Origin of the sequence: Paraburkholderia sp. GAS448, assembly GCF_050435685.1 — a bacterium.
GTDB lineage: Bacteria > Pseudomonadota > Gammaproteobacteria > Burkholderiales > Burkholderiaceae > Paraburkholderia.
Genome location: NZ_JBNDKT010000005.1, coordinates 226,696 through 253,487 on the forward strand (window position 1 = coordinate 226,696; position 26,792 = coordinate 253,487).

The window sequence follows — 26,792 nt, forward strand, 5'->3', positions numbered from 1 at the left end:
CGAAAAAAAGCGAACGGCCGCGAGGGGGCGGAGCGGCCCGCGCCGGTCTTGATCTGCGCTGAACTAACGATATGAACATCGCTTCGTTGGCAGGTCCGGACCGCGACGCTACCATGGCCGGCCACGCTCCTGAATGCGCTGATGGGGGCCAACGGCGCAGGCAAATCGACGTTCGTGAAGATTCTGAGCGGTGTGTATCAACCCGACGGCGGCGTATCGCGCGCACCCCGACATTCGCGTGGTATTTGCCCCATACGACGAGTTCGCACGCGGCGCGAAGCTCGCAGCGGACGAGGCAAAGCTGTCATCGAAGATCCGGATCTATAGTGCAGATATCTCGACGGCCGACATCGAAGCGATCCGCGCGCCCAACAGTGCGTGGGTGGCGACGGCGGCGACCAACCCTGCCGTCGTCGGCGCGGTGTCCGTGCGATCCGCCGCTTTGCTGGTGGCCGGGCAGGATCCTGGGCGCAGGATCGTCGTGAAGCCTGCCCTGATCACGCGCGGCGATCTCGTGAAGAACAACATCAGGACCATCGCTGAACTCGGCGCGAAATTCCCGGCTTTCCGGGAGAGCGATGCTACGACGGCGGGTTGGATTCCGGCGGCGGAGTGATTCGACGACCGGGGAATGTCCCCAGAGACGCTCGCAGGCGTGGTTTTCAGGAACGCGTTTAATGGGCGCTAGCATGACAATCGGCGTCGACATGACAGGACTGCCCGGTTGCGTCCCGGGCAGTCCTGGGGGATCCGACTCAGATGTCGGCGTAGTCGATCCCGGTCAGCACACCCAGATGAGCCACGGTGGTGAAATGCGACTCATGCTTCGTATCGATGTTCAGCTCGCGCACGTTGCCGCCCAGATCGGTCACAAATGCGCGGCGTCCCTGTGAGTCCAGAGATACGCCAATCCCCTCGTTCAGCTCGCGGGCGAGCACCTCGCGATCAACCAGTCCGGACGCCGTGATTCTTGCGCGATTCAGCGTATTTCCGTCATGCGCATCGTCGCCACGATCCGTCCAGTAAAGCATGGTGTCGCGGTGATCGATATCGAGATCGATCGGCTCGGGCAGATCGGCGAGCAAACATTCGACATCCGGGCGCCGATCGGGAGTCGCACCAGGCGGCAGCTCAATGCCCGCCCTGAAAATGCGGCCCTCTCCGGCATCCGGCGGTCCCTTTTGCGTCCAGTAGACATGCCCGTTTGCCTTGTCCAATACGATGCCTACGCAATGGCGGGTCGCGTCGCCCGTATCCTCGGGGAAATTCCCGGTGCGGACCAGTTCCGTCACCTCCGTGCCGTCCAGCCGCGAGCGCATGACTCGCATGCCTTCGCGATCGCACCAATAAAGGTGGCCGCCCTCCTTGTCCAGCACGAGTTCCTTGGGCGTTCCGGCCATACCGGAAGGCACCAGCACACGATGCTCGCTTCCGTCGAGCTTCGCGCTTTCGATCGTGCCGTCGTTCGGGGGAACTGCGCCGGAAGCCGGATCGCCGTCGACCAGATGGATGCCGGTTCCCATGTTGGTCCAGTAGACCACCTGGTTTTCGGCATCGACCTTGATGCCGTCGGGCGTGCGCGTAAGGTTCGCGATAACGACCTCGTGTGAACCGTCCGGTGACAGAGCGATGATCGCCGGTGGACGTGCCTGCAGGACATACAGCGTACCGCCATTGTTCGTAGTCACAGTAAGTACCCTCCATCTGGTCAATATAGCTGTCGACGTAGCGCCGGAGTAGATCCGTAGGACCCGTTGCTGCTGACCCGGCTCCCGACAGACTACCCCAGGTTGCGGGAGAACTTCGTGAACGTTTTGTCACTTCGAGCGAAGTGGACAATTGCATGCTCGTCGCCCCGAACAGGCGTGTCAGGTGTCGGATCAGTCAAGCGGCCGGGCGCGTCGTCGCGAACCGCTCAAACAGCATGCGGGGCAGGATCAGTCCAACGGTCGTGGCCAGATCAGCACATTGCGTACTGCCCACAGTAACGCGGCGCGCTCACTTTCGTATTCTGCATGTCGTCCTTGCGTCGTTCGATCCACACCGAATCGCCGAATTCATGCGTCCGATAGTGGTGGGCTTCGAGCGCGGTCGTCACGCGGGCAAGCGTCGCGCAATCTGCGAACGCGCGTAGCAGCTCGAAGTGACTCGAACCGGGTTCATGCGTGCCGGACACAATAACGTCGACGATACGCAAGCGCGTGTCCGGTCCGATCCGTTGCGTAGCTATGCCGTCGCCGGCATGGACGATGCCATCCACGCTGGCCGCATGCTCGAGCGCGCGCACGACCGTTGTGCCGATCGCCACGACGCGTCCCTGCCGTGCGCGTGTCGCTTCGATCAACGCGGCAGTCGCGGCCGGAATCCGATAGGGTTCGTCGAACGGCAAACGGCGATCGAGCCCGGCATCGCCTGTCGATGAGAGGCCGGCTGCATGCGTCAATGTCGCGAACGGAATGCGGCGCGCGCGCAGGCTTTCGACGGTGCGCCAATCAAGCACGAAGCCGGCCGACGGCGGTTCAAACGCCGCGGGCTGCGCGGCGATCGGCGTCCATACGTCCCACAGCGCGAGCGCGCTGTCCAGATGCGCATACTGGACCGGCCTGCCATGCAGCGCGAGTGCGTGCCAGATGTGCAGGGCGCTGCCGTCGAAGCGCAGTTCGACGAAGCGCGGATGACCGAGAATCCGGACGACGGTTGCCGTCAACGGGCCGAGCGTCAGCCGGTCGCCGGGCAATAGAGTGGGCGGGGCGACGCGCGCTTCGGTCGGGGTATGGAAGTCACCGGCGCCGAACATGATCGCGCTGAAGCGCGCGACCTCGTCCGGGGCGAGCGAAGGCCGTCCCGCCAGCCGCACTTCGATCGTTTCGCCCGTCCGGTCGTGAGTGCCGTGCAGACTTGCAGGCAGCGTCGCGGCATCGTTCGCGATCACGCAATCGTCCGCACGAAGCAATGTGGCGAGTGCGCGTCGCGCGCGATGTTCGATGTTTCCGGAACGGTCGACGACAAGCAGTCGCGCATCGTCAGGGCGTTGAATCGGCAGCGTGGCCGCGCGCATCGTTACGATCTCCCATGCGTGGCGGAATGGCGCAACTCATGCAATGCCGACGCAATCGCGTCGGCGAACTCGTGTGCCGCGTCGGCGGGGCGCTTCAATGTCGCGGGATCGTCACCGGGCGCGGCGAGCGCATGCAATGGCGTATCCATGTCACCCGGGTCGAGGGACAGCATCCGAATCCGCTGGGGGGCAAGCTCGACGCTCCAGATGCGGGACATCTGGCGCAGCGCCGCCTTGCTTGCGCCGTAGGCGCCCCATGTCGGGTACGGCTCGACGGCAGCATCGCTCGATACGTTCAGCACGACGGCGCCACCGTGCTCTCGCGCGGCCGCCGCGAGCGAACCCAGCAATGCCCTGGTCAGCCGGAACGGGCCGAGCACATTTGTCGCCAGTGCGGATTCGAAGTCTTCGCAGTTGGTGTCCGCGAACAGCGCGAGCGGCACGGGCCCGAGCGACGACGCATTGTTCACCAGCACATCGACGCCGCCCAGCACGCCATTGATCTGCAACGCGAGCGCATAGATGTCGTCTTTCATCGCTATGTTGCCGACGATGCCGGCGACTTTCGTGCGTGTGGCGGCCACCGAGGCGACCCGTTGCGCGCGACGGGCGACAAAGGCCACCGTCGCGCCGCGGGCAAGCAACTCGTCCATTAACGCGAGGCCGAGTCCCGACGTGCCGCCCGTGAGGGCAACGCGAATGCCATCAAGGTTTCTGTCCGAATCGGTCATGCGGGTTCTCCAGTCGCGGGCGGAACGCGCGTCAGCGGCGCCTTCCCGATGGCCTGATAATAAGAATGACCCGTCGCCTGTCCCAGTGCGATGTCCAGTTTCTTGTCAGAAAGTCGATACGATGGACGAGACCTCTCATGAAACGGCCGATGAAATCGCTCACGCGGCCCAGCACCTGGCCCGCAACCTGGTGGCGCTGCGGCACGCCCGCGCGTTGACACAGGAAGGGCTGGCGAAGGCGTCGGGCGTGCCGCGCTCGACGCTCGCCAATCTGGAATCGGGCGAAGGCAATCCGTCGCTGACGGTGCTGATGAAGGTGGCCGGCGCGCTCAGTGCGCCACTTGACGAACTGCTTGCCTCGCCGCGCGCGAAGGTGCGCAAGTGGTCGGCGGAGGACATTTCCGCGCAGAATCGCGGCAGCGGCTTGACGATCCGGCCGCTGGTTCCCGAGCCGGTGCCCGACAGCATTCTCGATACGATGGCCTTCGCGCCCGGCGCCTATATGCGCGGCAGCCCCCATCTGCCGGGCACACGCGAGTACTTCACGTGTCTCGAAGGGCGGGTCGCCGTGTTCGTCGCCGGCGAGCGGCACGGACTCATTGCCGGTGACGTGCTGGCATTTCCCGGGCACGTGCCGCATTCGTACCGCAACGAGGATGCGCAGCGCAAGGCGCTGGGCGTATCGATCGTGATACTGGCGAAAGCGGGCATCTAACCAGCGAGTTCGGCGTCCGTCCTTCCTGATGGAGTCGTCAGGAAGGACGAAAAACCGCCTGTACTTTCGTTACCTTAAGCCGTAGTCGACACCAGGCTCCCAACCGTTTGCATATGCGGGTTGCCCTTGAGGTTATCCGCGAGCGTCTGCACAAACGACTGCAACGACGTGCCCGAGTTGCTATCGCCGAGTGAACTCAACAGAGACTGAAAATCCGTCTGCAGCGTCGACGTCTGCGAAGAAGACGAAGAAGAATTGCTGCTTGCATCCGAGGTACTGGACGCAGCACCCGAACTCGTCGTGCTGCCAGACCCGAGTTCCTGTGCAAGCGCATTCAGCGCCCCACCAATATCCCCATAGGAAGAAGTCGCGATCGAGTTCGTCGAACCGCTCGTGCCATTAGACGTGGAGCCGTCACTATTGCCCGGTTGCTGAAGCGACCCTAGTGCCTGAAACAGCGCCCCGAGAAAGGCCTGCAGCGCCCCGGAAACCGAACTGGCTGACGACGAATCGCTCGTGGATGAGGTCGAGGAGGCTGCGGTGCTGGACGAGCTCGAAGCAACCGTCGTGCTCGACGTACCCGACGCAGCCGTGGTCGACGATGTGCTGCTAATCCCAAGCGCCGACAACGCCGCATCGAGTGCAGACAACAGCGGATTCGAGTCCGTCGAACTGGTCGACGAAGACGACGAGGACGACGCCGCTTCGCAGCCGCCGCCGGTCGAGCGGCGAGTGGCGCCGACAGAAAGCAGGTTCGTGCTGGTTTGCGAGCCGCTTACACTTTGTATGCTCATGATGCTTGATCTCCTTACGGGTTGAGCACTCAGGGTAAGTGATGGCAACACTTTCAAATGCCTGGTAAGGGGTGGATTCCTCCCCCATCTCGGCCAGCGGTAAGGCACGGAAAGTTTTTGTTCAAAAATTGTCGTCCATTCAACGTGCTACTTTGTTGACGTCGATTCGAAAATGTGCCGACAGCGCCCGCAGTTACGATTTCCACTGGCTACCCGGCCTTGCAGATTTTCCCCGACGGGGTTGAACCGGCCATGCCTGCATGGCGATGTCTGCGATCGCCTTCAGCTTTTGCGGGCCGCCTCCGTCTCGTGCCTGGACGGCCATTCCGCGAGTCACGGCGCTGTAGAAGGCAGCAAGTGCGGGCACGTCGGTGTCAGACGGTAAGTCGCCGTCTTCGACGCCCTTGCGCAACCGCTGCGCCATCATCTCTTCAGCGTCGGCGCGGTGCTCGGCCATCGTCTTGCGAATAGAGGCGAGTTCGGGGGGCAGGTGAGTGCCGGCCAGAGAGATCATGCAGCCCGACGGGTGGCTCTTTCGCGTGAATTCCACGACGGTGGCATCGAGAAGCTTCCTGAATGCTTCGCGCGTGTCGGCCGTACCGAACAGTCCGCCAGCGAACCAGACTCCGGACATGCTCAGGTATGCGTCAGTCGCTTCATGGTAGAGCTGCTCCTTGCTGCCGAACGCGTTATAGAAGCTCGAGGGGCTGATTCCCATGGCCTGGATCAACTGGTCGAAGGAGGTTCCTTCGTACCCCTGCTCCCAGAAGAGATTCATGGCCTGGTTCAGAGCTTCCGTGCGATCAAAGGTTGACGGCCTGCCGCGACTCCGCCGGGGCTGCATATCTTTTTTTGTAGTCATGGCTCCAAAAATCATTGACGTGCTGTAGGGACAAACCTATTATGCCATATCGGAGCGATCGCTCCAATAATCAAATCCTTGCAGAAGGAGTCTGCGATGCAGCGAATTGTTCACACTAGCCACGGCGAGCCTGCCGAGGTGCTCAGGCTGGAGGCGCTTTCCGATGCCCCTCCTCTTGCGAGCGGAACGGCTCTCGTGCGCGTGTCCGCCGCACCGGTTCACCCGGGCGACCTGCTGGGCGTCTCCGCTTCCCCGGCCTTCGGATCGGCTCCCCTCATCCCGAGGGGAGGTCGAGTGCCCGGTGTCGAGAGCGTAGGAGTGGTGGAAGCGCTGGCCGCTGACGTCGCCCCTTCACACCGGGTTCAGGTCGGCACACGGGTGGCCGTCTTTCCCGTCAACGGCGCCTGGAGCTCCATGATCGCCGCGCCCGTACATTCGTTGCTACCGGTGCCCGATGAAGTGAGCGACGAGGTTGCGGCACAGATGTTGGTCAACACATTGACTGCACGACTTGCGTTGCGAGCCGGTCACAACGCGCTGCCTGAAGACAGGCGCAAAGATGTCACAGTCATTCAGACAGCTGCCAATTCCGCCGTCGGAAAGCTGCTGACTCATCTGCTCATCGAAGTGGGTGTCAATCCGATCCTGCTCGCAGGCTCCGCAGCGAGCGGCCAGGCGCTCAAAGCCGCTCGCCCAGACCTTCCGGTCATCGTCACGGAGAGCCAAAGCTGGAAGGACGAGCTTCGCGATGCGCTTGCGAACAAATCCGTCTACGTGGCGTTCGATGGCGTCGGCGGCCCGCTCTTGTCCGACGTAGCGGGCTTCCTGGCCCGGGGCGGAGCGATCATCAGCTACGGCTCCCTGGGAGGCGCTACCACGGACATTCGTTCCATCGCCCCTCAAGCGCTGACCATCAAGGGGGTGTCGTTGTTCAGCTGGCAATTCGAAGCTGCGACGGTACGCGAAGCGGACCTGGCCAAGGCGCTCGAACTCGCACGCAACTTCCCGAGCCTGTTCCCCGTAGCGGGACGATATCAGGGGGGTGACTACCTGGGAGCGATTGAACATGCCAACCGCCGGGGAAAGACCGGCATGGTGCTGCTCGCGTTCCAGGACCACGTCGCCTATGCAATGTGAGGCGTTCTTCTTCATGAGGGGTGCCCTGGTAGCGTCCACCCCAACTTTGCACGATTTCGAAACAAGCCCCAGGTGCCGAAGAATTGTCCTTCGGCTTTCCACCGAAGCATCTCATGAAAGGATGTGAGCCATGCGTGCTATCCAGAACACCGCTTTCGGCAACCCCGTCGAGACGCTGAAACTCGTCGACCTTCCGGAGCCAGCCGCCCCCGGTCCGGATGAAGTCCTGATCGCGATGGAGTATGCGCCCATCAACGGCAATGACCTGGCCGTCGTCACCAATCGCTTCGCCTACTCGACTCCGCTGCCCTCGATCGTGGGCAACGAAGGCGTCGGGCGAGTTCTGCAGGTCGGCTCGAACGTCTCCAAAGTCAAGGTCGGCGACCGCGTGTTGCCCCCGCTTTATGCGTTGACCTGGCGCGAGCGCCTGGTGATCCCGGCCAGGGGGCTGTTTGCGCTGCCTGCCAACGTTGATCCTCAGCAACTGGCCATGCTGCGCATCAATCCTCCCACGGCCGTACTTCTGCTCGGGCGCTTCGTTGATCTCAAGGAAGGTGACTGGGTCGTGCAAAACGCGGCCAACTCCGGCATCGGTCGCACGTTGATCGCCTTGGCGAAGAAGCGTGGCCTGCGAACCATCAACTTCGTGCGTCGCCCGGAACTGGTCAAGGAGCTGGAAGAAGCTGGCGGGGACGTCGTTCTCGTCGATGAACCAGGCGCCGTCGACAAGGCCAGGGCCGCAGTCGGTCCAGGCAACGTCCGCCTGGCGATCGACGGCCTGAGCGGTTCGGCTGCAGTGCGCTTGATAGACGTGCTGTCGCAAAACGGTACGCTGGTGAGCTATGCGTTCACGAGCGGCGAGGTGGTCATGCCGGTCAAGGTCATGGACCTGCATCTGCGAGGCATCGTCGTGCGCGGCATATACATCGACCTTCCCGAATACCTGCCGTACATCGCAGACGCAATCAAGGAGTCTGCCGAACTGATGGCGCGCGGGGAACTTGACCTGCCTGTGGCTGCCGTATATCCGCTTGCGGATTACCAAAAGGCCATCGCTCACGCAATCAAGGGCGGCAAGGTGCTGCTCGACCTGCGCTCATCCAGCTGACCTGGCCGTTCCCCCAGGTGCCTTGCTCCTACGCGAGCATGGCTTCATCAACTCATGTTACCGCTGAGGTGTCGAAATGAAGATCGGTTTTATTGGAGCCGGCGCTGTAGCGCAGTCTCTCGCCAGCAGCGCCATTCAGGCAGGACACGACGTTGTCTTGAGCGCCCGTCGTGGGCCGCAGGCTTTGCGCGAGATCGTGGCCGGACTCGGTCCGAGGGCTTCGGCAGATACTGTAGAGGAGGTGGCCCGGCTCGATCTGGTCATGCTCGCCGTTCCATGGCTTCAAGTCCCGTCGGCCCTGGAAGGGCTGCCCGATTGGGCGGGTCGCATTCTGGTGGATACCACCGACCCTTTTACGCAATATGAGCCTGAGCTCGTTCTGGCTGACCTGGGAGACACGGGCGCCAGCGAGATCGTCGCGGCACATGCGCCGGGGGCGCGCGTGGTCAAGGCGTTCAATGCCATCCGCATGGAGCATTACGTCAAGGGCCCGAAGTTTCATGATGGAAAGCGCGTCATCTTCGTCTCCGGCGACGACAAGGACGCAAAGGCGGTGGTGATCGGTCTCGTCAAGGAGTTTGGCTACGCAGCGGTGGATCTTGGCGGTCTGGTTGCAGGCGGTCGCATGCAGCAAGCCGGTGGCCCGATTGCTGGCCTCGACTGGGTCGTCGCATAGGACTGCCGGTTCCTGCAACGCCGATCCCGGCGCTCGTTTTCGGCGTCATTGCGGCGCACCATGCGCCCGGCCATAAGCTCGACGTATAGGTGCTCTCGGAAAACAGTAGTTTTGCTCGCGCAAACCCGGCTCTACACTGCGCTTCATCGCATGGAGCCAATTTCGATGACCGATTCAACCACTGCGCTGCCCGAGGTTCGATTGCTGATAGACGGCCAGTGGGTCGAAGGCGCGGACCGCATGGCGGTGTTGGACAAATATCGTCTGACGCCGGCCGCAAGCCTGCATGTCGCATCGCGGGAACAGGTGCGCGAGGCCGTGCGGGCCGCGCATCGCGCATACGGCGCCTCGACGCTCACGCCGCACGAGCGCGGCGCCATGCTGGAGCGCGCGGCGGTGCTGCTCGATCGCGAAACGCCGCAGCTCGTCGCGGCCCTGCAGACCGAAGGCGGCTTCACGCAGACCGATGCGCAAGGCGAAATCAGGCGCTGCGTGCAGACGTTCAAACTATCAGCAGAAGAAGCGCGGCGGCTCGCGGGCGAGATGATCCCCCTCGATGGCGCGCCGCAACAGAAGGGCCGTCTCGGCTTCACGTTGCGCGTGCCGCTCGGTGTCGTGTGCGCGATCACGCCGTTCAATGCGCCGCTCAATACCGTCGCGCACAAGGTCGCGCCCGCGCTCGCGGCGGGCAACGCGGTCGTTCTGAAGCCTTCCACGCATACGCCGACGCTCGGCAATCTGATGGCGTCGTGCCTCATCGAAGCGGGATTGCCGGCGGGGCTCATCAGTGTGGTGCACGGCGGCGCGGATGTCGCCGGATGGCTCATCGACGAACCGCTCGTGCGTTTCTTCGCATTCACGGGCAGTACCGAGGTGGGTCGCTCGATTCAGCAACGCGCGGGATTGCGCCGCACGCAGATGGAACTCGGCAGCATCGCTTTTACTATCGTCGATGACGATGCGAAACTGGATCTCGCGTTGCCGAAGATCGTGGCCGCGGGTTTTCGCAAGGCAGGGCAAGTGTGCACGTCGATTCAGATGCTGCTTGTGCAGCGCTCGCGTATCGAGGAAGTCGAGAAGCGGCTCGCGCAGCTGGTGCGCGAGCTGCCCTACGGCGATCCGCGCGATCCCGCGACGCTCGTCGGCCCGGTCATCAGCCTGGCGTCGGCGGAGCGCATCGAGCGCTGGATCGACGATGCCGTCGCGCGCGGCGCGAAGCGGCTTGCGGGCGGCGCACGCGAGGGCGCGGTGGTGCCGCCCACGCTGCTCGCTGCTGTCGATCCGAATGCGCAAGTGAGTTGCCAGGAAGTTTTCGGCCCGGTGATGTCGATCGTGCCTTTCGACACGCTCGACGAAGCCATCGACCGCGTCAACGCGACGCCCTATGGCCTCGCGACAGGTCTATTTACCAACCGCCTCGACGCGGCGTTCGAGGCCGCCCGCCGCCTGCACGTGGGCGGCGTGCACATCAACGAGACATCGAGCTCGCGGGTCGATCTGATGCCCTACGGCGGCAGCAAGGACTCGGGTTTCGGCCGCGAAGGCCCGCACTACGCCGTGCGGGAAATGAGCGAAGAACGTCTGATCACGCTGAGCACTTGAAGGGGACGAAGCAATGCCGATGATGAAAGGTGGTCAACTGATCGCCGAGACGCTGGTCAAGGAAAAAGTGCCGTACGTGTTCGGAATTTGCGGACACGGCAACGTCGGCATTCTCGACGCCCTGTACGACGTGCGCGACAAGCTGCAGCTCATTTCGCCGCGCCACGAGCAGTGCGCGGGCCACATGGCCGACGCGTACTTCCGCGTGAAGCATCGACCTGTCGCGACGCTGACGTCCACTGGCCCCGGCTCGGCGAACATGGTGATGTCGCTCGCCACCGCGCTGTCGGATTCGTCGGCGTTCATGGCGATCACCGCGAACGTGCCGACTTCGCAGCATAATCGCGGACCGTTTCAGGAGTTGTACAAGCACAATCAGGCCGACTTTGCGCAAGTGCTGCGGCCGGTCGTGAAGCGCGCGTTTCAGCCCACGCGCGTCGATATGCTGCCGCTCGCGCTGCGTCAGGCGATGGACACGATGGTTACGGGCCGCCCCGGCCCCGTGAATCTCGACATTCCCTACAACGTGTTCCAGGAAGAGGCGGATGTCGAACTGCCGCCCGCATCGCGTCTGGACCGGCCCGTGCGGCCCGGTGCGAGCGAGGCAGACATCGCCGCCGTGCTCGATCTGCTCGCCGAAGCGAGGAAGCCGGTGCTTTTCATCGGCCACGGCGCGACGCTCGCCGAAGCCGGTCCCGAGTTGACCGAATTGCAGTACAAACTGCGCATTCCCGTCATTACCTCGCCGAACGGCATGGGCTGCGTGCCCGCCGACGATGTGCTCACGCTCGGCTTCATCGGCCGCAACGGCGCGTTTCCCGCGAACGAGGCGGGACGTCACGCCGATCTCGTCATCACCGTGGGTACGCGCTTCGACGATCGTTCGTCGTCGAGCTGGCATCCGGGCTATTCGTGGAACTTCCCGAAGACGAAGCTCGTGCATGTCGATATCGATCCGCAAGAACTCGGCCGCAATTACACGACGAACGTCGGCATCGCCGCCGACGCCAAAGTGTTCACGCGGCAACTGCTCAATGCGCTTGCCGCGCGGCCCGAAATCGACGCGAGGCGCTTTGCGCCGTGGGTCGACGAAGTGCAGGGCTGGGTGCGCCAGTGGGACACGTTCGTGCAGCCGCATTTCGGCGCTTCGACGAGTCCGCTGCGGCCTGAATTCGTCGTCGGTACCTTGCAGAAGACACTGCCCGACGACGTGATTCTCTCGCTCGATTCCGGCGTGCATCACAACTGGTTCATGCAGTTCTGGAAGCCGAAGCGCCCGCAGAGCATGCTCAACAGCTGGGGCTACTCGTCGATGGGCTTCGGCGTCTGCGGCATTCTCGGCGCGCAACTCGCCGCGCCCGACAGGCCATGCGTCGCGGTGGTCGGCGACGGCGGATTCACGATGACGCCCTACGTGCTGTGCACGGCGGTGGAGTACGACTTGCCGGTGGTGTGGGTCATCTGGAACAACTTCGCGTGGGGCGCGATTCGCGATCTGCAATACGGTCTCTTCGATGGCCGCGAGATCGGCACGGCCTTCTACAAAGGCCAAACCGGCGAACGCTACAACCCCGACTTCGCGGCATGGGCGCGCGCGTGCGGCGCTAACGGCGTGACGGTCACGCGTCCGCAGGATCTGGGCGGCGCGGTCGAACAGGCGCTGAAGAACCGCCGCCCGTGCGTGATCGATGTACACGTCGATGCGGAAGTGCGGCCGCCTTCCACCGGTACGTGGCAATTGCCGCCGATTCCCTACAAGGAGCCGATCTACGGAAAACCGTATATCGCGTGACGAATAAAAGCGCGAACAAAGAGAGAGCAGTCGTTTAACGCAAGCTCCAGGGCACCGCACCGATTCGACGCAAAGGCACAAACGCGGCGCCGACCACCCATCAGGAGACAACCATGAATTTCCGCAATCCGTGCGGGCGGGTAGGGTATCGCTCGTTCATCGCTTTCGTAACGGGGTTGAGTTTCAGCGCGGCGCCATTCGCGCAAGGCAACGAACCGGTGAGGATCGGCCTCATTTATTCGAAGCAGGGGCCGGGCGCATCGATTGGGCAATTCCTCGAACGCGGCAGCGAAATCGCGCTGGAGGAAGCGGGCGGCAAGGTGCTTGGACGTCCCGTCGAACTCACGTGGCTCGACGAGCCGAATCCGCAAGTCTCCCAGCAGAACTTGCAGAAGCTCGTCGACGAGGACAAGGTGGTCGCGGTGGTCGGCGGCAACTACAGCTCGTCCGCGCTCGCGATGATGAGTGTCGCCAATCGCGCGAAGATCCCGCTCATTCTGCCGGGCGCAGCGGCGCGCGAAATCACCGGCAAGGATTGCAGCCGCTACACGTTCCGCACGCAGGCGACCGTGCCGGTGCAGATCGCGGGCGTGATGCCGTATCTCTCGCAGATCGGCAAGAAGGTGTACTTCCTCACGCCTTCCTATGCGTTCGGCCAGGACATTCTGCGTTCCGCGCGCGGCCGTCTGAAAGAGTACGGCATGAGCGAAGTCGGCGTCGACGAAGTGCCGATAAACACGGCCGATTACAGTTCGTACATTCTCAAGATTCGCCAGGCGAAACCGGACGTGGTGCTTGGCGGTCTGGTCGGCGGCGACTTATCGAACTTCCTCAAGCAATGGAACGAAATGGGGATGAAGGACAAGATTCCCTACGTTGCCGTCGCGGTGACCGACACGGACTTCTGGGACGTCGGCGCGCAGGCATCGGCGGGCATTTATGTGAAGCCCTGGTATTACAACAATCCGAAGAACACCGAAGCCGAGAAGAAATTCACCGCCGACTTCGAGAAGAAATACGGACGTCAGCCTTCGGACAAGGCGTGGTCCGGCTGGATCGCGATGCGCTCGTTGCTCGAATCGATCGACGCGGCGAAGTCGACGGATTCGACGGCCATCGTCACAGCGCTCGAGAACTGGAAGAACACCGACGGCCCGCTGCCGTTCTACTTCCGCTCGTGGGATCACCAGCTCGTGCGTCCTTCGGTGGTCGTGAAAGTGAAGTCGAAGATCGCCGACAAGTACGACTACTTCGATGTCGTCAAGGACACGTCCAGCACCGCCGCCGACACCGAGAAGGCCTTCGGCGACAGGCAGACGGTCGGTTGCAGCATGCCGCCGCTGTAAGGGCATCGCAACACACGCTTCAAGGGGTCATCATGCTCGATACGCTCGTTTCCCAATCGGCCAACGGCCTCGTGCTGGGCTTCGTCTACGTGCTGATCGCCGTGGGCCTGTCCATCACGTTCGGCCTGCTCGGCGTGATCAACTTCGCGCACGGCGCGTTCTTCGCGCTCGGCGCTTACGTCGCGTACCAGCTGTTTCAGATGTTCGGCTGGCCCGCCGTCGTGTTCGCGCCGATCGTGGTCGGCATGATCGGCATGGTGGTCGAGGTCGTCATCATCCGGAGGCTGTACGGAAAGGAGCCGCTCTCCAGCCTCATCGTGACGTTCGCGCTCGCGTTGCTGATCGAAGCGCTGATCCGTTTCTTCTGGGGCGCGGACGGCAAGCCGTTCAATCAGCCGGAGTTTCTGTCGGGCATCGTCGAGGCGGGGCCGCTGCTCATCACGAAGTATCGCGTTGCCGTGCTGTTCGCGACCGTCGGCACACTCGTCGCGCTGGCCGCGTTTCTCGCCTGGACGCCCTACGGACGCATCCTGCGCGCCGGCAGCCGCGATCCGGAGATGGTCGAGTTGCTCGGCATCAATCTGCCGCGCGTGCTGACCGGCGTGTTCGGCCTCGGCTGCGCACTCGCCGCGATCGCGGGCGTGCTCGCCGCGCCGCTGTGGACCGTGTCGCCGTCGATGTCCGCGAACGCGATCATGCCGGCGTTCGTCGTCGTCGCGATCGGCGGGCTCGGCTCGTTCGTCGGCGCGGTGGTGGCAGGCCTCGCGGTCGGCGTCGTGACGTCGATCACGATCCAGTTTCAACCGGATGCGGCCGCCGCATCCATGTACGCGCTGATGTTTCTCGTGATGCTCTTGCGTCCGCGCGGCCTCTTCGGCGAACAATGGGAGCGCTTCGAATGACCGCGCGCACGAACACCAACGCAGCCACGCCCGTGAGCGGCGAGGCGAACGTGACGCAGCGCGTCCATCCCAGGCCGACGCGTCATCCGATCGCCATAATGGCCGCGGTGCTGATCGCCGTGTCCGGCGCCGCGCTCGCGATCGGCATGCCGATCGACCGCATCACGCAGATCGCCGTCTACACGCTGTACGCGGCGGGCACCAACTTTCTGATTGGTTATCTCGGGCTCGTGCCGTTTGGCGCGTCGTTCTTTTTCGGCTGTTCGAGCTATGCGCTCGCGATCACGTTCGGCGCGTTCGGTGGCAACGAGATTACCGGCGTGCTGATCGCGGGTCTCTTCTCGCTGGTCCTCGCGCTCGTCATCGGCGCGCTGATTTTGCGGCGCAAAGGGCTGTATTTCTCGCTGCTAACGCTCGCGTGCTCGCAGATCGCGTTCGAGGTCGCGTACAAGTGGACATCGGTGACGGGCGGCGAGAACGGCTTGCAGAATATCTCGCGGCCGCTGTTCAGATCGGCGATGTCGTTTCATGTGTTCACGGTGGTGGTCGTGCTCGCGCTGTCGTGGCTGCTGTGGCGCGTCGCGCATGCGCCGTTTGGGCGGCTGATGCAGGCGCTGCGCGACAACGAACAACGCGTGACGAGTCTCGGCTACGACGTCTACACAACGCGCCTCATCGCGCTTCTCATCGCGGGCGGCACGATCGGCGTCGCGGGCGGCCTGATGGCGCTGCTGCTGCAAGGCGTCTATGCCAACAACCTGAACTGGGCGCACGCGGGCGATCCCGTGCTCATGGCGGTGCTCGGCGGCGTACATCAGTTTCTCGGGCCGCTGTGGGGCGCGATTACCTTCATCGTGCTGGAAGATCGTCTTTCCGCGATCACGGAGAACTGGTGGCTGTTCTTCGCGCCGGTCATCATCGTCATGGCGCTGTTGTCGCCGGAAGGCATTCAGGGCTTCTTGCGCCGCTTCGGCAAGCGTTCGCGCTGGACGCTCACGCGCGACGCCATTCCGGCGCGGCCCGCACGTATCGCGCCGTATCGTCCGCTCGATGCTGGCGGCGACGAAAGCCAGGCCGTCTTGTCCGTGCAGAATCTGTCGAAGCGCTTCGGCTCGATCGTCACGCAGGACGGCATCTCGCTCGAAGTGAAGCGCAATCAGCTGCACAGCTTCATCGGGCCGAACGGCGCGGGCAAGACCACGTTCTTCAATATTCTGACGGGCTTCATCCTGCCAGATGGCGGGCGCATCGTTTTCGAAGGCAACGACATTACGCAATTGAAGGCGCATAAGCGCGCGCGCCTCGGTCTTGCGCGCTCGTTCCAGATTCTCAGCGTGTTCCCGAATCTCTCCGCGTTCGAGAACGTGCGGGTGGCGGTGCAGGCTTCGCGCAGGCAATGGCGCGGTTTCTGGCGCGATGCCTATACGAACTATCAGACCAACGAACGCGTGTGGTCGCTGCTCGATGCAGTCGGTCTCGCGGATCGCGCCGCCGATCTGTGTGCGGAACTCTCGCACGGCGAGAAGCGCCTGCTCGAAATCGCGATGACACTCGCGACGAGCGCCAGGCTGCTGCTGCTCGATGAACCGCTCGCAGGTCTCGCCGAATCGGATCGCAAGGTGGTCGCCGCGCTGATTCGAGGGCTCGCGGGTTCGCATGCGGTGCTGCTGATCGAGCACGACATCGACCGCGTGCTCGCGATGTCGGATCGCATCACGGTACTGCATCAAGGGCGTCTGATCGCGGATGGCTTGCCGGCGGACGTGGCGCGCAATCCGCAAGTCATCAGCGCTTATCTCGGCGATTCGAGTGTTGGCGATTCGAGCGCGCATGCCCAGGTTGAAGTTGCAGCGAACGACGCAAACGAAGCCAGGCCCGCGGGCCGCACGCTCCTGCAACTGGAAAACGTGAGCGCGGGCTACGGCGGCGGCACCGTGCTGGAAGGCGTAGACATGACCGTGAACACCGGCGAAGTCATCGCGCTGCTCGGCCGTAACGGCGTCGGCAAGACGACGATGCTGCGCACGATCACCGGCACGCTGCATGCGACATCGGGCCGCGTGATCTTCGACGGCAACGATGTGACGGCAATGCGCGCCAATCTCATCAACCGGCTCGGTGTTTCGCTCGTGCCCGAAGGCCGGCGCCTGTTCCCGAACCTCAGCGTGCAGGACAACCTGAGGCTCGGCGCACGCGCGGGCGGCGCGCCGCTCGATGAAATCTGCGAGCTTTTTCCGAAGCTGCGCGTGCTGATGCGTTCGCGCGCCGCGAATCTTTCGGGCGGCGAGCGGCAGATGGTCGCAATTGCGCGCGCGTTGATGGTGCCAAGCCGTCTGATTCTGCTCGATGAACCGTTCGAAGGTCTGGCTCCGGCAGTCGTCCATGAAGTGCGTGAGGCCGTCGCCAGGCTCACGTCGCGCGCGAGCCTCGTGATCGTCGAGCATCACGCGGAGTCGGTGCTGGGCATGGCCGACCGCGCCTACGTGCTCGTCAACGGCCGCGTGGCGTTTGGTGGCAACGCGCGCGAACTCGCCGCCGACACCGCCTTGCAGGAGCGCTTGCTCGGCGTGAGCGCGGGCGATACCGAAGAACTTCTGCGCAGGACCGCATGATGACCACGCACACTTCGAGAACTGACATGACGACCATCATCCCCGACGATAAGCATTTCAGGAACGCGGCGAACGAAAAGCAAGCCGTGACGCGCAATCTCGCCGAACTGCTGTGGGTGCAGTATCCCGGCCATTTTAATCAGGCGTTGTCCAAGGCGATCGTGACGCCGGAGACCACGGGCAGCCGCTTCTTCGATCACCGCATCTCGTGCTATGAGCCGGGCGCGTATGTCGAGAATCACGTGCACAAGGTTCAGGAGCAGATCTATCACGTGTTGTCGGGCGAAGGAATCTTGACCGTCGATGGCGAAAGGCGTCTCGTGCGCGCGAACGACGTGACTTACATTCCGCCTGGCGTGCACCACGCGTTCCATTGCACGGGCACGGATACGCTGGTGTTTCTCGTCATCACGAGTCCGCCGATTGACGAAGAGCCGCAGCCGCGCTGAATCTCCATCAGGGAAGACACATGAAGAAAATCCTCGTCACGGGCGCGAGCGGCTGGCTCGGCGCCGCAATCGTGAAGGCACTGCTCGCGCGCGGCGATGCCGTCATTGCGACCGACATCGTCACCAGTCCGGCGACGGCCGCGCTCGCGTCGCGTCATCCCAAGCTCACAGCGGTTGCGGCGGATCTCTGCGAATGGCCGCAAGTGATGCGCATCTTCAACGATCACCGGCCGGATGCGGTCATTCACGCCGCCGCGATCGTCGGCGTCATTCAATGCGCGGACATTCCGATCAAGGCCAATCGCGTGAACGTCGAAGGCTCGATCAATCTGTTCGAAGCGATGCGTCTCTCGGGCGTGAAACGCGTCGTGCATGTCAGCACCGAAGAAACCTACGGCGATTTTCTTGCGCCGGTCATCGACGAAGAACATCCGCAGAAGCCCGTGAGCGTGTATGGCGCAACCAAGCTAGCGGTCGAACACTATGGCCGGATGTACTCGCGAGATCACGGTCTGGAGTGCATCAACGTGCGCACGTGTTGGGTGTATGGCCCGCACTTGCCGCGCCTGCGCGTGCCGCGCACGTTCGTCGAAGCCGCGTTGCGCGGCGAGCCACTGCATGCCGATGACGGCGCGGAGTTCGCGGTCGATCAGGTCTACATCGCGGATACGGTCGCGGGCCTCCTGCTCGCGCTCGACAAGGAGAAGCATCGCTACAGGAGCTACAACGTCGCGACCGGCGTCGCGCCGACCATCGCGGATGTCGCCCAGGCCGTGAATCGCGCGATTCCGGGCGCGCGTATCAGCGTGGGCAGCCGTGGCCCGTACAAGCACGGCGGCGTGGTGCTAAGTGCAACGAAGGGCGCGCTCGACATCGGCCGGGCGCGCGCCGAACTGGGCTACGAGCCGAAATACGACCTGCAGCGCGGCATCGAAGCGACCATCGAGGAAACACGCGCGGCCTTCGCGCAAGAAGCGGCACGAGGAGATCAGTAATGAACGACATCAAACCCTTGACGCTGGTGTTCGGCGGATCACGCGGCATCGGCGCGGCATGCGTGGAAGCGCTCGCGAAGAGCGGCGCGGACGTCGCTTTCACGTATGCGAACCAGTCGTCGTCAGCGCGTGAATGGGAAGATAAGGCAGGCGTGAAGGTGCGCGGCTATTGCGTCGATATCTGTGATGCAGGCGCGGTCGATGCCACCTTCGCGCGCGTGAAGGAAGACTTCGGGCGCGCCGTGAACGCGGTGATCGCGAACGCGGGCATCAACGTGCCGCCCGCTCCCGTCGCGCAGTTTCCCGATGACGCGTTTCGCAGCCTCGTCGAAGTGAACATCGTCGGCGCGTTTCACGTGCTGCGCGCGGCGGCGCGCGAAGTGGCGGACGGCGGCGCGATCGTCGCGCTGACCACGTCGCTCGTGCGTCATGCGGTGCCGGGCGTCGGACCGTACAGCGCGACCAAGGCGGCGGTCGAATGCCTCGTGCGTTCCATGTCGAAGGAACTCGCCGCGCGCAAGGTGCGCGTGAACGCCGTCGCGCCGGGACCGGTCGATACCGATCTGTTCCGCGCGGGCAAGACCGAGGAAGCGAAGGCGCGCTCGGCATCGCTGAGTCCGCTCAATCGCGTTGGCTTGCCGCACGAAGTCGCGGAGGTCGTCGCGTTCCTGCTTTCCGATCAAGCGTCGTGGGTGGACGGCCAGATCGTCCAGACCAACGGCGGCATGGTGTGATCAACGCCAGGGCCACGCAGATGTTGACACGCAATCGAACCAGTCGCATTTATCCGGGCGCTGACGAAACGGTCGATGTGCTCGTCGTCGGTGGCGGCGGCGCGGGACTCGCGGCCGCGATCGAAGCCGCGGAATCCGGCGCGCGCGTCGTGCTGCTGGAAAAGAACGACGCGCCGGGCGGATCGACGTCGTGGTCGATCGGCTCTGTGAGCGCATCGCAGACGCCGCATCAGCGCGCGCAAGGCATCGACGATACGCCGCAAGCGCATTGGGAAGACATGCCTGGTTTCGCCGGCGATCTCGCGCCGCGCGACAACGACGCGCTGCGCCGCGTGCTCTGCGATGCGATGCCCGACACGTTTCAATGGCTGCTCGACAGCGGCATTCGCTTCATGGGGCCGATGCCCGAGCCGCCGCATCGTGTGCCGCGCATGCATAACGTGCTGCCCAATTCGCGCTCGTTCATCTATCACCTGACGCGGCGGGCGAAACGCGCGGGCGTGGAAATTCGCGTGCGGGCGCGTGTCGTCGAACTCGTGATGGAAGACCATGCCGTGAAAGGCGTGCTGTTCGAGGTCAATGGCGCGAAGAAGCGGATCGACGCGCGCGGCGGCGTGATTCTCGCGGCAGGCGATTTTACCAACAGCCCGGAACTGAAAGCGCGCTTCATGGGCCGGCAGGAAGCGAAGGTCGCCGCCGTGAACCCGACCGCCACCGGCGATGGTCAGCACATGGCCGAACGCTGCGGCGCGCGCATCGTGAACGGCGATCTTGCGCTCGGTCCGGAGGTTCGCTTCATCGCGCCCGCGAAGGAGAACTTCGTGCGGCGCCTGCCACCGTGGCGCTCGCTCGCCGCAGTCATGCAATGGTCGATGAGGCATCTGCCCGACGCGATCCTGCGCCCGTTCCTGATGAAGTTCCTGACCACCGCACTCGCCCCGGCGTTCGGGCTGTTCGAGGACGGCGCGATCCTCGTGAACGCGCGAGGCGAACGCTTCGGCGATGAAACGGACCGGCCCGCGTATCGCCTGCCGGATCAGCCGAACGGCGTGGGCTATATCGTGCTCGACGGACGCATTGCCGAGCGTTATTCCGCGTGGCCGCATTTCGTCTCGACGGCGCCGGGCGTAGCGTATGCGTATCTCGCGGATTACAGGCGCAATCGGCCGGATGTGTATCGGGAAGCGAACTCCGTCGAAGCACTCGCTGCCGCAACCGGCATGGATGCGAACGCGCTCGCCGCCAGCGTCACGAGCTTCGCGGGGCCGAACGCGCTGTCACGCGCGCCGTTTATCGCGCTCGGTCCGGTGCGCGCGGTGTTCGTGCACGCGGAAGGCGGCCTGATGGTCGATGAACAACATCGCGTGCTCGACGCGGACAACGAGCGGATCGCGGGTCTTTTCGCCGCCGGATCGACGGGGCAGGGCGGATTGCTGCTGAAGGGGCACGGGCATCATCTCGCGTGGGCGTTCGCCTCGGGCCGGCGCGCGGGGCGCTTCGCCGCGAAGCGCGCGCGCGAGGGCGCCGGAGCGGTCAGAAAGGCGGCGATCGCATGAAGAAACGACTGACGGATTCAGGCTGCGTCGTGCGTGGGCACATCTTCATGCACGGGCTCCAGCTCCGGCACGTCGCCGGGGGAAATCAGGCGCACGCCCTGCCACATATCGTTTTCGATGAGCGTGCGCGCAATGTGCTTCAGCTCGTCACGCACGATCGCCGCCGCGAGCGACAGCTTCTCCGGCGCGAGCGCGTAAAGGTAATTGCGCCGCACCATCTGCGCGTCGGAAATACGCACGCAGCGCCATTCATCCGGTGCGTTCTGCAGCGAATAGACGGCGGCCATCGGCTTGATCGTCGCGCCGATGCCATCGGCCACGCAGCGCATCAGAAGCGGCAGGGAATCGACTTCCGCGACGGCATCGACCGTCAGGTTCGCGCGATCGAACTCCAGCGTGATGCGGCGGCGCAAACCGTGCCCCGGACTCGGCAGGATGAGCGGCAGCTTCGCCAGTTCCGCGAGCGTGATGTCCGCGCGATGCGGCGCGATCATCGCGCTGTCGCGCGGCAGGATCGCGAAGAGCTCTTCCTCGAGCAGGGCTTCGACGGTCAGATCGAGCGCAGCGGTCGTGCTGAAAAGAATCGCGAGATCGAGTTCGCCGAGCCGCGTCATGTGTTCGAGATGGCCCGACAGCGCCTCGATGACGTTGAGTGTGATGCCCGGATATTTCGCCTTCAGGTGCTTGATGAGCGGCAGGCCGATCGCGCACACGGTGGTCGGCGCCATGCCGAGGTTCACGCGGCCGCTCACGTTCGCGTGCTCGCGGCGCGCGACCGAGACGGCCTGATCGAGCTGGCGCAGGATGAAGCGCGCGTGGTGATAAAGCGCCTCGCCGTTGTCCGTCGGCTTCACGCCGCGCGACGATCGCACGAGCAGCGGCTTGCCGACTTCGTCCTCGAGGCGCGTCATCTGCTGGCTGAGCGCGGGCTGCGCGATGAACAACTGTCGCGAGGCTTTCGACAGGCTGCCGCTTTCGACGATCTGCACGAAGTACTTCAACTGACGCATGTCCATGTGTGATCCCTGGACGGAGCGAGGGGCGCTCCGCTTGTCTCCTTTGTCGGCCAGAGTCAGCGCTTACTCTGGTCCCATGCAAGGTAGTTGCTCTACTGGACGTGACCCATGTCGATTGCAAGCGTAGCTTTTGCAAGTGAGGATGAGGCCGAGTTGCCGATCGAACTCCGGCAACTGCGCTATTTCGTCCGTGCGGTTGAACTTGGCAGTATAAGGCGGGCGGCGTCCGAATTGGGAATCGCGGCGGGCGCGCTCACGCAGGATCTCGGCAGACTGGAAGCGCAACTGGCCACGCAGCTTTTTCGCCGCACCCGCAACGGGCTCATTCCGACGGACGCCGGATTCGCTTTTTTGCGCCACGCGCAGCTCACGTTGCAGCATGCCGTCGATGCGGTCGAGGCCGCGCGCCAGCCGCGGCTCGTCGGGCATGTGAGCGTCGGCTTGCCGCCCAGCACCGCTTCGGTGCTGGGCGTGCCGTTCCTGACGGCGATGCGCGACCGTCATCCGGAATTGCGGGTGCATCTGGTCGAGGCGCTTTCCGGCCATCTCGCCGCGATGCTCGACGCGCGTCAGCTCGATCTCGCGCTCGTCGCGCGCGGCAGCGCGACACGCCGCTGGCGCGTGTCGCCGCTGATCGACGAACGCGTGTATCTGCTCGGGCGCGCGGACTTGCGCGATTTCCCGTCGAAGGACACCGTGAGCCTCGCCGAACTGCGCGACTTGCCGCTCGTGATGCCGAACTGCTCGCACGGCCTGCGCTCGCTACTCGATATCGCGTTCGAGCGCGCGGGCGTAGAGCCGCGCATCGCGTATGAAATTGACGGCCTTGCATTGTTGATGGACGCCGTGTGTGCCGGTCTCGGCGCAACGCTGCAGCCGGGGTGTGTGGTGGCGACCCGAGTTGGCGCTTCAGCGGCTTACCCGGGTCCCATGCTAGGCGGTCGTGACCCGAGGCGCGAATTGCGCGCGCTCCTGATTATGGATTCGGACGCGCGCCGGCAGACGATGATCGCGAGCCAGGTGGTCGACGAGTTGTCGCCCGCCGCGCTCGCCGCGCGCGTGGTGATCCACGACGTCGCGCGCGAACTGACGCAGGCCGGGCGTTGGCCGGGCACCACGTTTCACGAACTGAACACAGGAAACGAAGAACCATGATCGATGTGCTCGTGATCGGCGGCGGCAATGCCGCGCTATGCGCCGCGCTGATGGCGCTCGAAGCGGGCGCGAGCGTGCTCATCCTCGAAGCCGCTCCGCGCGCATGGCGCGGCGGCAATTCGATGCACACGCGCAATCTGCGCTGCATGCACGACGCGCCGCAGGATGTGCTCGTCGATGCGTATCCCGAAGCGGAGTTCTGGCAGGACTTGCTGAAGGTTACCGGCGGCGCGACCAACGAAGCGCTGGCGCGCCTCGTGATCCGCGCATCGTCGACATGCCGCCCGTGGATGCGCAAGCACGGCGTGCGTTTTCAGCCGTCGCTGTCGGGCGCGCTGCACACCGCGCGCACCAACGCGTTCTTCATGGGCGGCGGCAAGGCGCTCGTCAACGCGTATTACCGCAGCGCCGAGGCGCTTGGTGCGCGCATCCGTTACGACGCGCCCGTAGAGCGGCTCGAATTGCGCGATGGCCGCTTCGTCGCGGCGTATGTCGGCAATGAGCGCATCGAGGCGCGCGCGTGTGTGCTGGCCGCGGGCGGCTTCGAATCGAATCGCGAATGGCTGCGCGAGGCGTGGGGACAGAACGATGCCGGCGAATGGCCCGCTGACAACTTTCTGATTCGCGGAACGCGCTTCAATCGCGGCACGCTGTTGCGCTTCATGATCGATGCGGGCGCGGACAGGATCGGCGATCCGACGCAGGCGCACATGGTCGCCATCGACGCACGCGCGCCGCTCTATGACGGTGGCATATGCACACGCATCGACTGCGTGTCGCTCGGCGTGGTCGTGAATCGCGACGCGCGGCGCTTTTACGACGAAGGCGAGGATTTCTGGCCCAAGCGTTATGCGATCTGGGGACGGCTCGTCGCGCAGCAACCGGGACAGGTCGCGTATTCCATCATCGATAGAAAGGCGGTCGGGCGGTTCATGCCACCGGTGTTTCCAGGCACGAAGGCGGATTCGCTGCCCGAACTGGCGCACGCGCTCGGCCTGAACGAAGCGCGCTTCATGGAGACGCTCACCGCGTACAACGACGCGTGCCGGCCCGGCACGTTCAATCACACCGCGCTCGACGACTGCGCCACCGAAGGACTCGCGCCGCCGAAGACGCACTGGGCGCGTCCCATCGATACGCCGCCTTTCTACGGCTACGCGTTGCGCCCCGGCGTGACGTTCACCTATCTCGGCCTGAAGGTCGATGAAACGGCGGCGGTGCGCTTTGACGACGAGCCGAGCCCGAACCTTTTCGTCGCCGGCGAAATGATGGCGGGCAACGTGCTCGGCCAGGGTTATACGGCGGGCGTGGGCATGAGCATCGGCACCGCGTTCGGACGGATCGCGGGCCGGCGGGCCGCACAGGCCGCATTGAAGGAGCGTGAACATGCAGCAGCTTGAGGCCCTGACGCGGGAGGCCAGTGCGCTCGCGCGAGGCGAATCGCGCGTGATCCCCATTAACCCGCTCACGAGCGAGGAAGCCGAAGTCGGACGCGTTCTGCAGATCTGCAATGCATGCCGTTATTGCGAGGGCTTTTGCGCGGTGTTTCCTGCAATGACGCGCCGCCTCGAATTTGGCAAGGCCGATATTCACTATCTCGCCAATCTCTGCCACAACTGCGGCGCGTGCCTGCATGCATGCCAGTACGCGCCGCCGCATGAATTCGCCGTGAATGTGCCGCGCGCAATGGCGAAAGTACGACTCACGACCTATTCGGACTATGCGTGGCCGTCGGCGCTCGGCATGTTCTACAAGCGCAACGGTCTGACGATGTGCGTCGCACTCGTGCTCGGCTTTTCGGTATTCACGATGCTCGGCATCTCCGCGAACGGCACGTTATGGGGCAAGGTGCCCGGCGGCTTCTACGCAATTTTCCCGCATAACTTCCTGATGGCCTTGTTCGCGCCGGTGTTTCTGTTCGCGGTGCTGGCGCTCAGCTTCGGCGTGCGGCGCTTCTGGCGGGAAGAGGACGTGGGCGCGGCATCGAAGGAGGCGGTGGGAGAATCCGTTCACAACGTGCTGAAGCTCAAGTATCTCGACGGCGGTCACGGAGAAGGATGCAACAACGCGGACGATGCGTTCACGCACGCGCGCAGGCGCTTTCATCATCTGACGTTCTATGGATTCATGTTGTGTTTCGCTTCGACCTCCGTGGCGACGCTTTATCACTATCTGTTCGGTTGGCACGCGCCTTACGACTTTGCGAGCCTGCCCAAGCTGTTCGGCATCTCGGGTGGCATCGCGCTGATGATCGGCACGGGCGGCTTGTTCGCGCTCAATCTGCGTCGCCATCCGCTGCAGCAGGATCCCGCGCAAAAGCCGATGGATCGCGGCTTCATCGCGCTGCTGTTCCTGACCGCTGCGAGCGGCCTCGCGTTGATGCTCGCACGCGACACGAGTGCGTTGCCGGTGTCGCTGTGCGTGCATCTCGGCTGTGTAATGGCGCTTTTCGCGACGCTACCGTACGGCAAGTTCGCGCATGGCATCTTCCGGTCCGCGGCGCTCTTGAAGTGGTCGATCGAGCGGCGTCAGCCGAACCGGCTTCAGTTGGGGGATGATTGAGGGCCTTCGCGAAGAACGCCTTTGCTGCAGCTTCATCTCGCCTGGCGCCGAGCCGGAAAACAACCGTCTTCCCGGCCCGGTCAACTGCGCGCTTACGGTCATTCCGTCTAAGGCGGTTCCATCGGTCCGGCAAACAGTGCGAGGTCGAAGAACGGATCGTCCAGTTCCAGTATTTCGTCGTCGCCGAGAAGGATCACGACCAACTGCCGTGAACCGTTTCCGGGCACGTCTGCGACTTCCCCGATGGTTTGCTTCGGCGACCGGTCGTCCGTAAACCGCACCCAGTAGTATCCCGGCACTACGGGTCGTGTGTCCGTCCATTCCATCATTGCTGACTCCTGAAACCCCGCGTAGTTGATCGCTACCGCCTCGTCGATTTTATCGCCGCGGGGCCGACGGCAGTTGCACGGCAAAATCAGCCAGGAACCGCTTCCAGTCCGTACAGTCGTGCGCGGGACAAACCAGGCGTGCGATTGCTGGATCATTGCGCGCATCGCCTGCTTTCGATGCACGCCGCCGCTAACAGGATCGGGTCAGAGCCGTCTGTATGGTTTACGTGCCGAATACGGCGACCCGTCACAGGAAGGCCCGCTTCATCAATGCGACCGGTTGAACGATCAATTGGTGCCGCGACGGTCCTAGAATGTTGATTCAGTGAGGCAGGCTGGCGCAACGTGCGCAATCGAGCGGAGCGTTCCGCTTTCTGTCGCATCATTCGAGCCAGCCCGTATTCAGTTGCACTCTCAACGCGATGGAAAAGCCCGTCATCATCGCCGTCGGCGACGACCCGGCCGTGGTCGGGGCGGTCGCGCGCGACCTGCGGCTCGCGTATGGTGAGCATTACCAGATCGTGCGCGCCGACTCCGGAGATGTAGCGGCGCGCTCCTGCGCAAGACAGCGCCAGAAATATGAGGGAGATCATGCAATGGTTGGGTGCAGCAGGTGGTGCTGGATGGAAGCCGGACGAACTGGCGTCGAGGAGAGGTTGAG

Annotated in this window: 24 protein-coding genes and 2 pseudogenes; 17 read left to right on the top strand and 9 right to left on the bottom strand. The window is 63.9% G+C overall.

Annotated elements, in window-relative coordinates; genetic code table 11:
• Positions 1–208 precede the first annotated feature (208 nt).
• Positions 209–616, top strand: a pseudogene (locus tag P3T23_RS12355) (sugar ABC transporter substrate-binding protein); the annotation flags it as partial.
• A 139-nt stretch (positions 617–755) separates the two neighbouring features.
• Here the strand turns inward: P3T23_RS12355 and P3T23_RS12360 are convergent.
• The 3 genes from P3T23_RS12360 to P3T23_RS12370 form a co-directional block, all read right to left on the bottom strand.
• Positions 756–1,688 carry a hypothetical protein gene (locus tag P3T23_RS12360; RefSeq protein WP_429316443.1) on the bottom strand — a complete coding sequence of 311 codons (933 nt, stop codon included), beginning with the start codon at positions 1,686–1,688 and terminating at the stop codon, positions 756–758.
• Between the two features lie 272 nt (positions 1,689–1,960).
• Positions 1,961–3,058, bottom strand: a complete 1,098-nt coding sequence (locus P3T23_RS12365; RefSeq protein ID WP_429316444.1) for an S-adenosylmethionine:tRNA ribosyltransferase-isomerase — start codon at positions 3,056–3,058, stop codon at positions 1,961–1,963.
• A gap of 2 nt (positions 3,059–3,060) precedes the next feature.
• A complete protein-coding gene (locus tag P3T23_RS12370) occupies positions 3,061–3,789 on the bottom strand; it encodes an SDR family oxidoreductase (protein WP_429316445.1) in 729 nt (242 codons plus the stop codon).
• A gap of 121 nt (positions 3,790–3,910) precedes the next feature.
• Between P3T23_RS12370 and P3T23_RS12375 the strand changes: the two genes are divergently transcribed.
• Complete coding sequence (locus P3T23_RS12375) at positions 3,911–4,504, top strand: helix-turn-helix domain-containing protein (RefSeq protein ID WP_429316446.1); 594 nt, start codon at positions 3,911–3,913, stop codon at positions 4,502–4,504.
• Positions 4,505–4,578: 74 nt separating this feature from the next.
• Here the strand turns inward: P3T23_RS12375 and P3T23_RS12380 are convergent, their stop codons facing one another.
• Both P3T23_RS12380 and P3T23_RS12385 read right to left on the bottom strand, forming a co-directional pair.
• Positions 4,579–5,298, bottom strand: a complete 720-nt coding sequence (locus P3T23_RS12380; protein ID WP_429316447.1) for a hypothetical protein — start codon at positions 5,296–5,298, stop codon at positions 4,579–4,581.
• A gap of 193 nt (positions 5,299–5,491) precedes the next feature.
• Positions 5,492–6,175: a TetR/AcrR family transcriptional regulator gene (locus tag P3T23_RS12385; protein WP_429316448.1), complete on the bottom strand. Its 684-nt coding sequence runs from the start codon at positions 6,173–6,175 to the stop codon at positions 5,492–5,494.
• Positions 6,176–6,256: 81 nt separating this feature from the next.
• Between P3T23_RS12385 and P3T23_RS12390 the strand changes: the two genes are divergently transcribed.
• From P3T23_RS12390 to P3T23_RS12445, 12 genes are all read left to right on the top strand, one after another.
• Positions 6,257–7,297, top strand: a complete 1,041-nt coding sequence (locus tag P3T23_RS12390) for an alcohol dehydrogenase catalytic domain-containing protein (RefSeq protein ID WP_429316449.1) — start codon at positions 6,257–6,259, stop codon at positions 7,295–7,297.
• 130 nt (positions 7,298–7,427) lie between these two features.
• Positions 7,428–8,405 (top strand): zinc-dependent alcohol dehydrogenase family protein, encoded by a 978-nt coding sequence (locus P3T23_RS12395; protein ID WP_429316450.1) that lies wholly within the window; start codon positions 7,428–7,430, stop codon positions 8,403–8,405.
• A 76-nt stretch (positions 8,406–8,481) separates the two neighbouring features.
• A complete protein-coding gene (locus P3T23_RS12400; RefSeq protein ID WP_429316451.1) occupies positions 8,482–9,081 on the top strand; it encodes an NADPH-dependent F420 reductase in 600 nt (199 codons plus the stop codon).
• 165 nt (positions 9,082–9,246) lie between these two features.
• A complete protein-coding gene (locus tag P3T23_RS12405) occupies positions 9,247–10,683 on the top strand; it encodes an aldehyde dehydrogenase family protein (protein WP_429316452.1) in 1,437 nt (478 codons plus the stop codon).
• Positions 10,684–10,696: 13 nt separating this feature from the next.
• Positions 10,697–12,475, top strand: a complete 1,779-nt coding sequence (locus P3T23_RS12410) for a thiamine pyrophosphate-binding protein (RefSeq protein WP_429316453.1) — start codon at positions 10,697–10,699, stop codon at positions 12,473–12,475.
• Positions 12,476–12,588: 113 nt separating this feature from the next.
• Positions 12,589–13,821: an ABC transporter substrate-binding protein gene (locus tag P3T23_RS12415; protein ID WP_429316454.1), complete on the top strand. Its 1,233-nt coding sequence runs from the start codon at positions 12,589–12,591 to the stop codon at positions 13,819–13,821.
• A 32-nt stretch (positions 13,822–13,853) separates the two neighbouring features.
• Positions 13,854–14,723, top strand: a complete 870-nt coding sequence (locus P3T23_RS12420; RefSeq protein ID WP_429316455.1) for a branched-chain amino acid ABC transporter permease — start codon at positions 13,854–13,856, stop codon at positions 14,721–14,723.
• Complete coding sequence (locus P3T23_RS12425; RefSeq protein WP_429316456.1) at positions 14,720–17,335, top strand: ATP-binding cassette domain-containing protein; 2,616 nt, start codon at positions 14,720–14,722, stop codon at positions 17,333–17,335. The genes P3T23_RS12420 and P3T23_RS12425 overlap by 4 nt, the downstream gene beginning before the upstream one ends.
• 26 nt (positions 17,336–17,361) lie before the next feature.
• The gene (locus P3T23_RS12430) at positions 17,362–17,784 is read left to right on the top strand and encodes a cupin domain-containing protein (RefSeq protein WP_429316457.1); all 423 of its coding nucleotides are present in this window, start codon (positions 17,362–17,364) and stop codon (positions 17,782–17,784) included.
• A 20-nt stretch (positions 17,785–17,804) separates the two neighbouring features.
• A complete protein-coding gene (locus tag P3T23_RS12435) occupies positions 17,805–18,779 on the top strand; it encodes an NAD-dependent epimerase/dehydratase family protein (RefSeq protein WP_429316458.1) in 975 nt (324 codons plus the stop codon).
• Positions 18,779–19,513 carry an SDR family NAD(P)-dependent oxidoreductase gene (locus tag P3T23_RS12440; protein ID WP_429316459.1) on the top strand — a complete coding sequence of 245 codons (735 nt, stop codon included), beginning with the start codon at positions 18,779–18,781 and terminating at the stop codon, positions 19,511–19,513. The genes P3T23_RS12435 and P3T23_RS12440 overlap by 1 nt, the downstream gene beginning before the upstream one ends.
• 20 nt (positions 19,514–19,533) lie before the next feature.
• Entirely contained in the window at positions 19,534–21,069 is a 1,536-nt protein-coding gene (locus P3T23_RS12445) for an FAD-dependent oxidoreductase (RefSeq protein WP_429316460.1), read from the top strand.
• 17 nt (positions 21,070–21,086) lie between these two features.
• On the opposite strand, the gene P3T23_RS12450 is transcribed toward P3T23_RS12445, so the two are convergent.
• Positions 21,087–22,085: a LysR substrate-binding domain-containing protein gene (locus P3T23_RS12450; RefSeq protein ID WP_429316461.1), complete on the bottom strand. Its 999-nt coding sequence runs from the start codon at positions 22,083–22,085 to the stop codon at positions 21,087–21,089.
• 159 nt (positions 22,086–22,244) lie between these two features.
• Between P3T23_RS12450 and P3T23_RS12455 the strand changes: the two genes are divergently transcribed.
• From P3T23_RS12455 to tcuB, 3 genes are read left to right on the top strand one after another with little or no spacing between them, the layout of a single operon-like run.
• Positions 22,245–23,240 carry a LysR family transcriptional regulator gene (locus P3T23_RS12455; protein WP_429316670.1) on the top strand — a complete coding sequence of 332 codons (996 nt, stop codon included), beginning with the start codon at positions 22,245–22,247 and terminating at the stop codon, positions 23,238–23,240.
• A complete protein-coding gene (gene tcuA / locus P3T23_RS12460; protein WP_429316462.1) occupies positions 23,237–24,640 on the top strand; it encodes an FAD-dependent tricarballylate dehydrogenase TcuA in 1,404 nt (467 codons plus the stop codon). The genes P3T23_RS12455 and tcuA overlap by 4 nt, the downstream gene beginning before the upstream one ends.
• Positions 24,627–25,802: a tricarballylate utilization 4Fe-4S protein TcuB gene (tcuB, locus tag P3T23_RS12465; RefSeq protein ID WP_429316463.1), complete on the top strand. Its 1,176-nt coding sequence runs from the start codon at positions 24,627–24,629 to the stop codon at positions 25,800–25,802. Before tcuA ends, tcuB begins: the two co-directional genes overlap by 14 nt.
• Here tcuB and P3T23_RS12470 read toward each other — a convergent pair.
• The 3 genes and pseudogenes from P3T23_RS12470 to P3T23_RS12480 form a co-directional block, all read right to left on the bottom strand.
• Positions 25,794–25,893 (bottom strand): annotated as a pseudogene (locus tag P3T23_RS12470) (DDE-type integrase/transposase/recombinase); the annotation flags it as partial. The gene tcuB and the pseudogene P3T23_RS12470 sit on opposite strands and share 9 nt — an antisense overlap.
• Before the next feature lie 16 nt (positions 25,894–25,909).
• Positions 25,910–26,131 carry a hypothetical protein gene (locus P3T23_RS12475; protein WP_429316464.1) on the bottom strand — a complete coding sequence of 74 codons (222 nt, stop codon included), beginning with the start codon at positions 26,129–26,131 and terminating at the stop codon, positions 25,910–25,912.
• A 152-nt stretch (positions 26,132–26,283) separates the two neighbouring features.
• Positions 26,284–26,724, bottom strand: coding sequence for a hypothetical protein (locus P3T23_RS12480; RefSeq protein ID WP_429316465.1), 441 nt, complete (start codon positions 26,722–26,724; stop codon positions 26,284–26,286).
• Positions 26,725–26,792: the final 68 nt, after the last annotated feature.

Coding starts and splice junctions, on each gene's coding strand:
- tcuB (WP_429316463.1), top strand. CDS start 24,627: ATGCAGCAGCTTGAGGCCCTGACGCGGGAGGCCAGTGCGCTCGCGCGA.
- P3T23_RS12400 (WP_429316451.1), top strand. CDS start 8,482: ATGAAGATCGGTTTTATTGGAGCCGGCGCTGTAGCGCAGTCTCTCGCC.
- P3T23_RS12440 (WP_429316459.1), top strand. CDS start 18,779: ATGAACGACATCAAACCCTTGACGCTGGTGTTCGGCGGATCACGCGGC.
- P3T23_RS12410 (WP_429316453.1), top strand. CDS start 10,697: ATGCCGATGATGAAAGGTGGTCAACTGATCGCCGAGACGCTGGTCAAG.
- P3T23_RS12390 (WP_429316449.1), top strand. CDS start 6,257: ATGCAGCGAATTGTTCACACTAGCCACGGCGAGCCTGCCGAGGTGCTC.
- P3T23_RS12435 (WP_429316458.1), top strand. CDS start 17,805: ATGAAGAAAATCCTCGTCACGGGCGCGAGCGGCTGGCTCGGCGCCGCA.
- tcuA (WP_429316462.1), top strand. CDS start 23,237: ATGATCGATGTGCTCGTGATCGGCGGCGGCAATGCCGCGCTATGCGCC.
- P3T23_RS12375 (WP_429316446.1), top strand. CDS start 3,911: ATGGACGAGACCTCTCATGAAACGGCCGATGAAATCGCTCACGCGGCC.
- P3T23_RS12445 (WP_429316460.1), top strand. CDS start 19,534: ATGTTGACACGCAATCGAACCAGTCGCATTTATCCGGGCGCTGACGAA.
- P3T23_RS12385 (WP_429316448.1), bottom strand. CDS start 6,175: ATGATTTTTGGAGCCATGACTACAAAAAAAGATATGCAGCCCCGGCGG.
- P3T23_RS12415 (WP_429316454.1), top strand. CDS start 12,589: ATGAATTTCCGCAATCCGTGCGGGCGGGTAGGGTATCGCTCGTTCATC.
- P3T23_RS12430 (WP_429316457.1), top strand. CDS start 17,362: ATGACGACCATCATCCCCGACGATAAGCATTTCAGGAACGCGGCGAAC.
- P3T23_RS12480 (WP_429316465.1), bottom strand. CDS start 26,724: ATGATCTCCCTCATATTTCTGGCGCTGTCTTGCGCAGGAGCGCGCCGC.
- P3T23_RS12475 (WP_429316464.1), bottom strand. CDS start 26,131: ATGATGGAATGGACGGACACACGACCCGTAGTGCCGGGATACTACTGG.
- P3T23_RS12425 (WP_429316456.1), top strand. CDS start 14,720: ATGACCGCGCGCACGAACACCAACGCAGCCACGCCCGTGAGCGGCGAG.
- P3T23_RS12420 (WP_429316455.1), top strand. CDS start 13,854: ATGCTCGATACGCTCGTTTCCCAATCGGCCAACGGCCTCGTGCTGGGC.
- P3T23_RS12395 (WP_429316450.1), top strand. CDS start 7,428: ATGCGTGCTATCCAGAACACCGCTTTCGGCAACCCCGTCGAGACGCTG.
- P3T23_RS12450 (WP_429316461.1), bottom strand. CDS start 22,085: ATGGACATGCGTCAGTTGAAGTACTTCGTGCAGATCGTCGAAAGCGGC.
- P3T23_RS12380 (WP_429316447.1), bottom strand. CDS start 5,298: ATGAGCATACAAAGTGTAAGCGGCTCGCAAACCAGCACGAACCTGCTT.
- P3T23_RS12365 (WP_429316444.1), bottom strand. CDS start 3,058: ATGCGCGCGGCCACGCTGCCGATTCAACGCCCTGACGATGCGCGACTG.
- P3T23_RS12405 (WP_429316452.1), top strand. CDS start 9,247: ATGACCGATTCAACCACTGCGCTGCCCGAGGTTCGATTGCTGATAGAC.
- P3T23_RS12370 (WP_429316445.1), bottom strand. CDS start 3,789: ATGACCGATTCGGACAGAAACCTTGATGGCATTCGCGTTGCCCTCACG.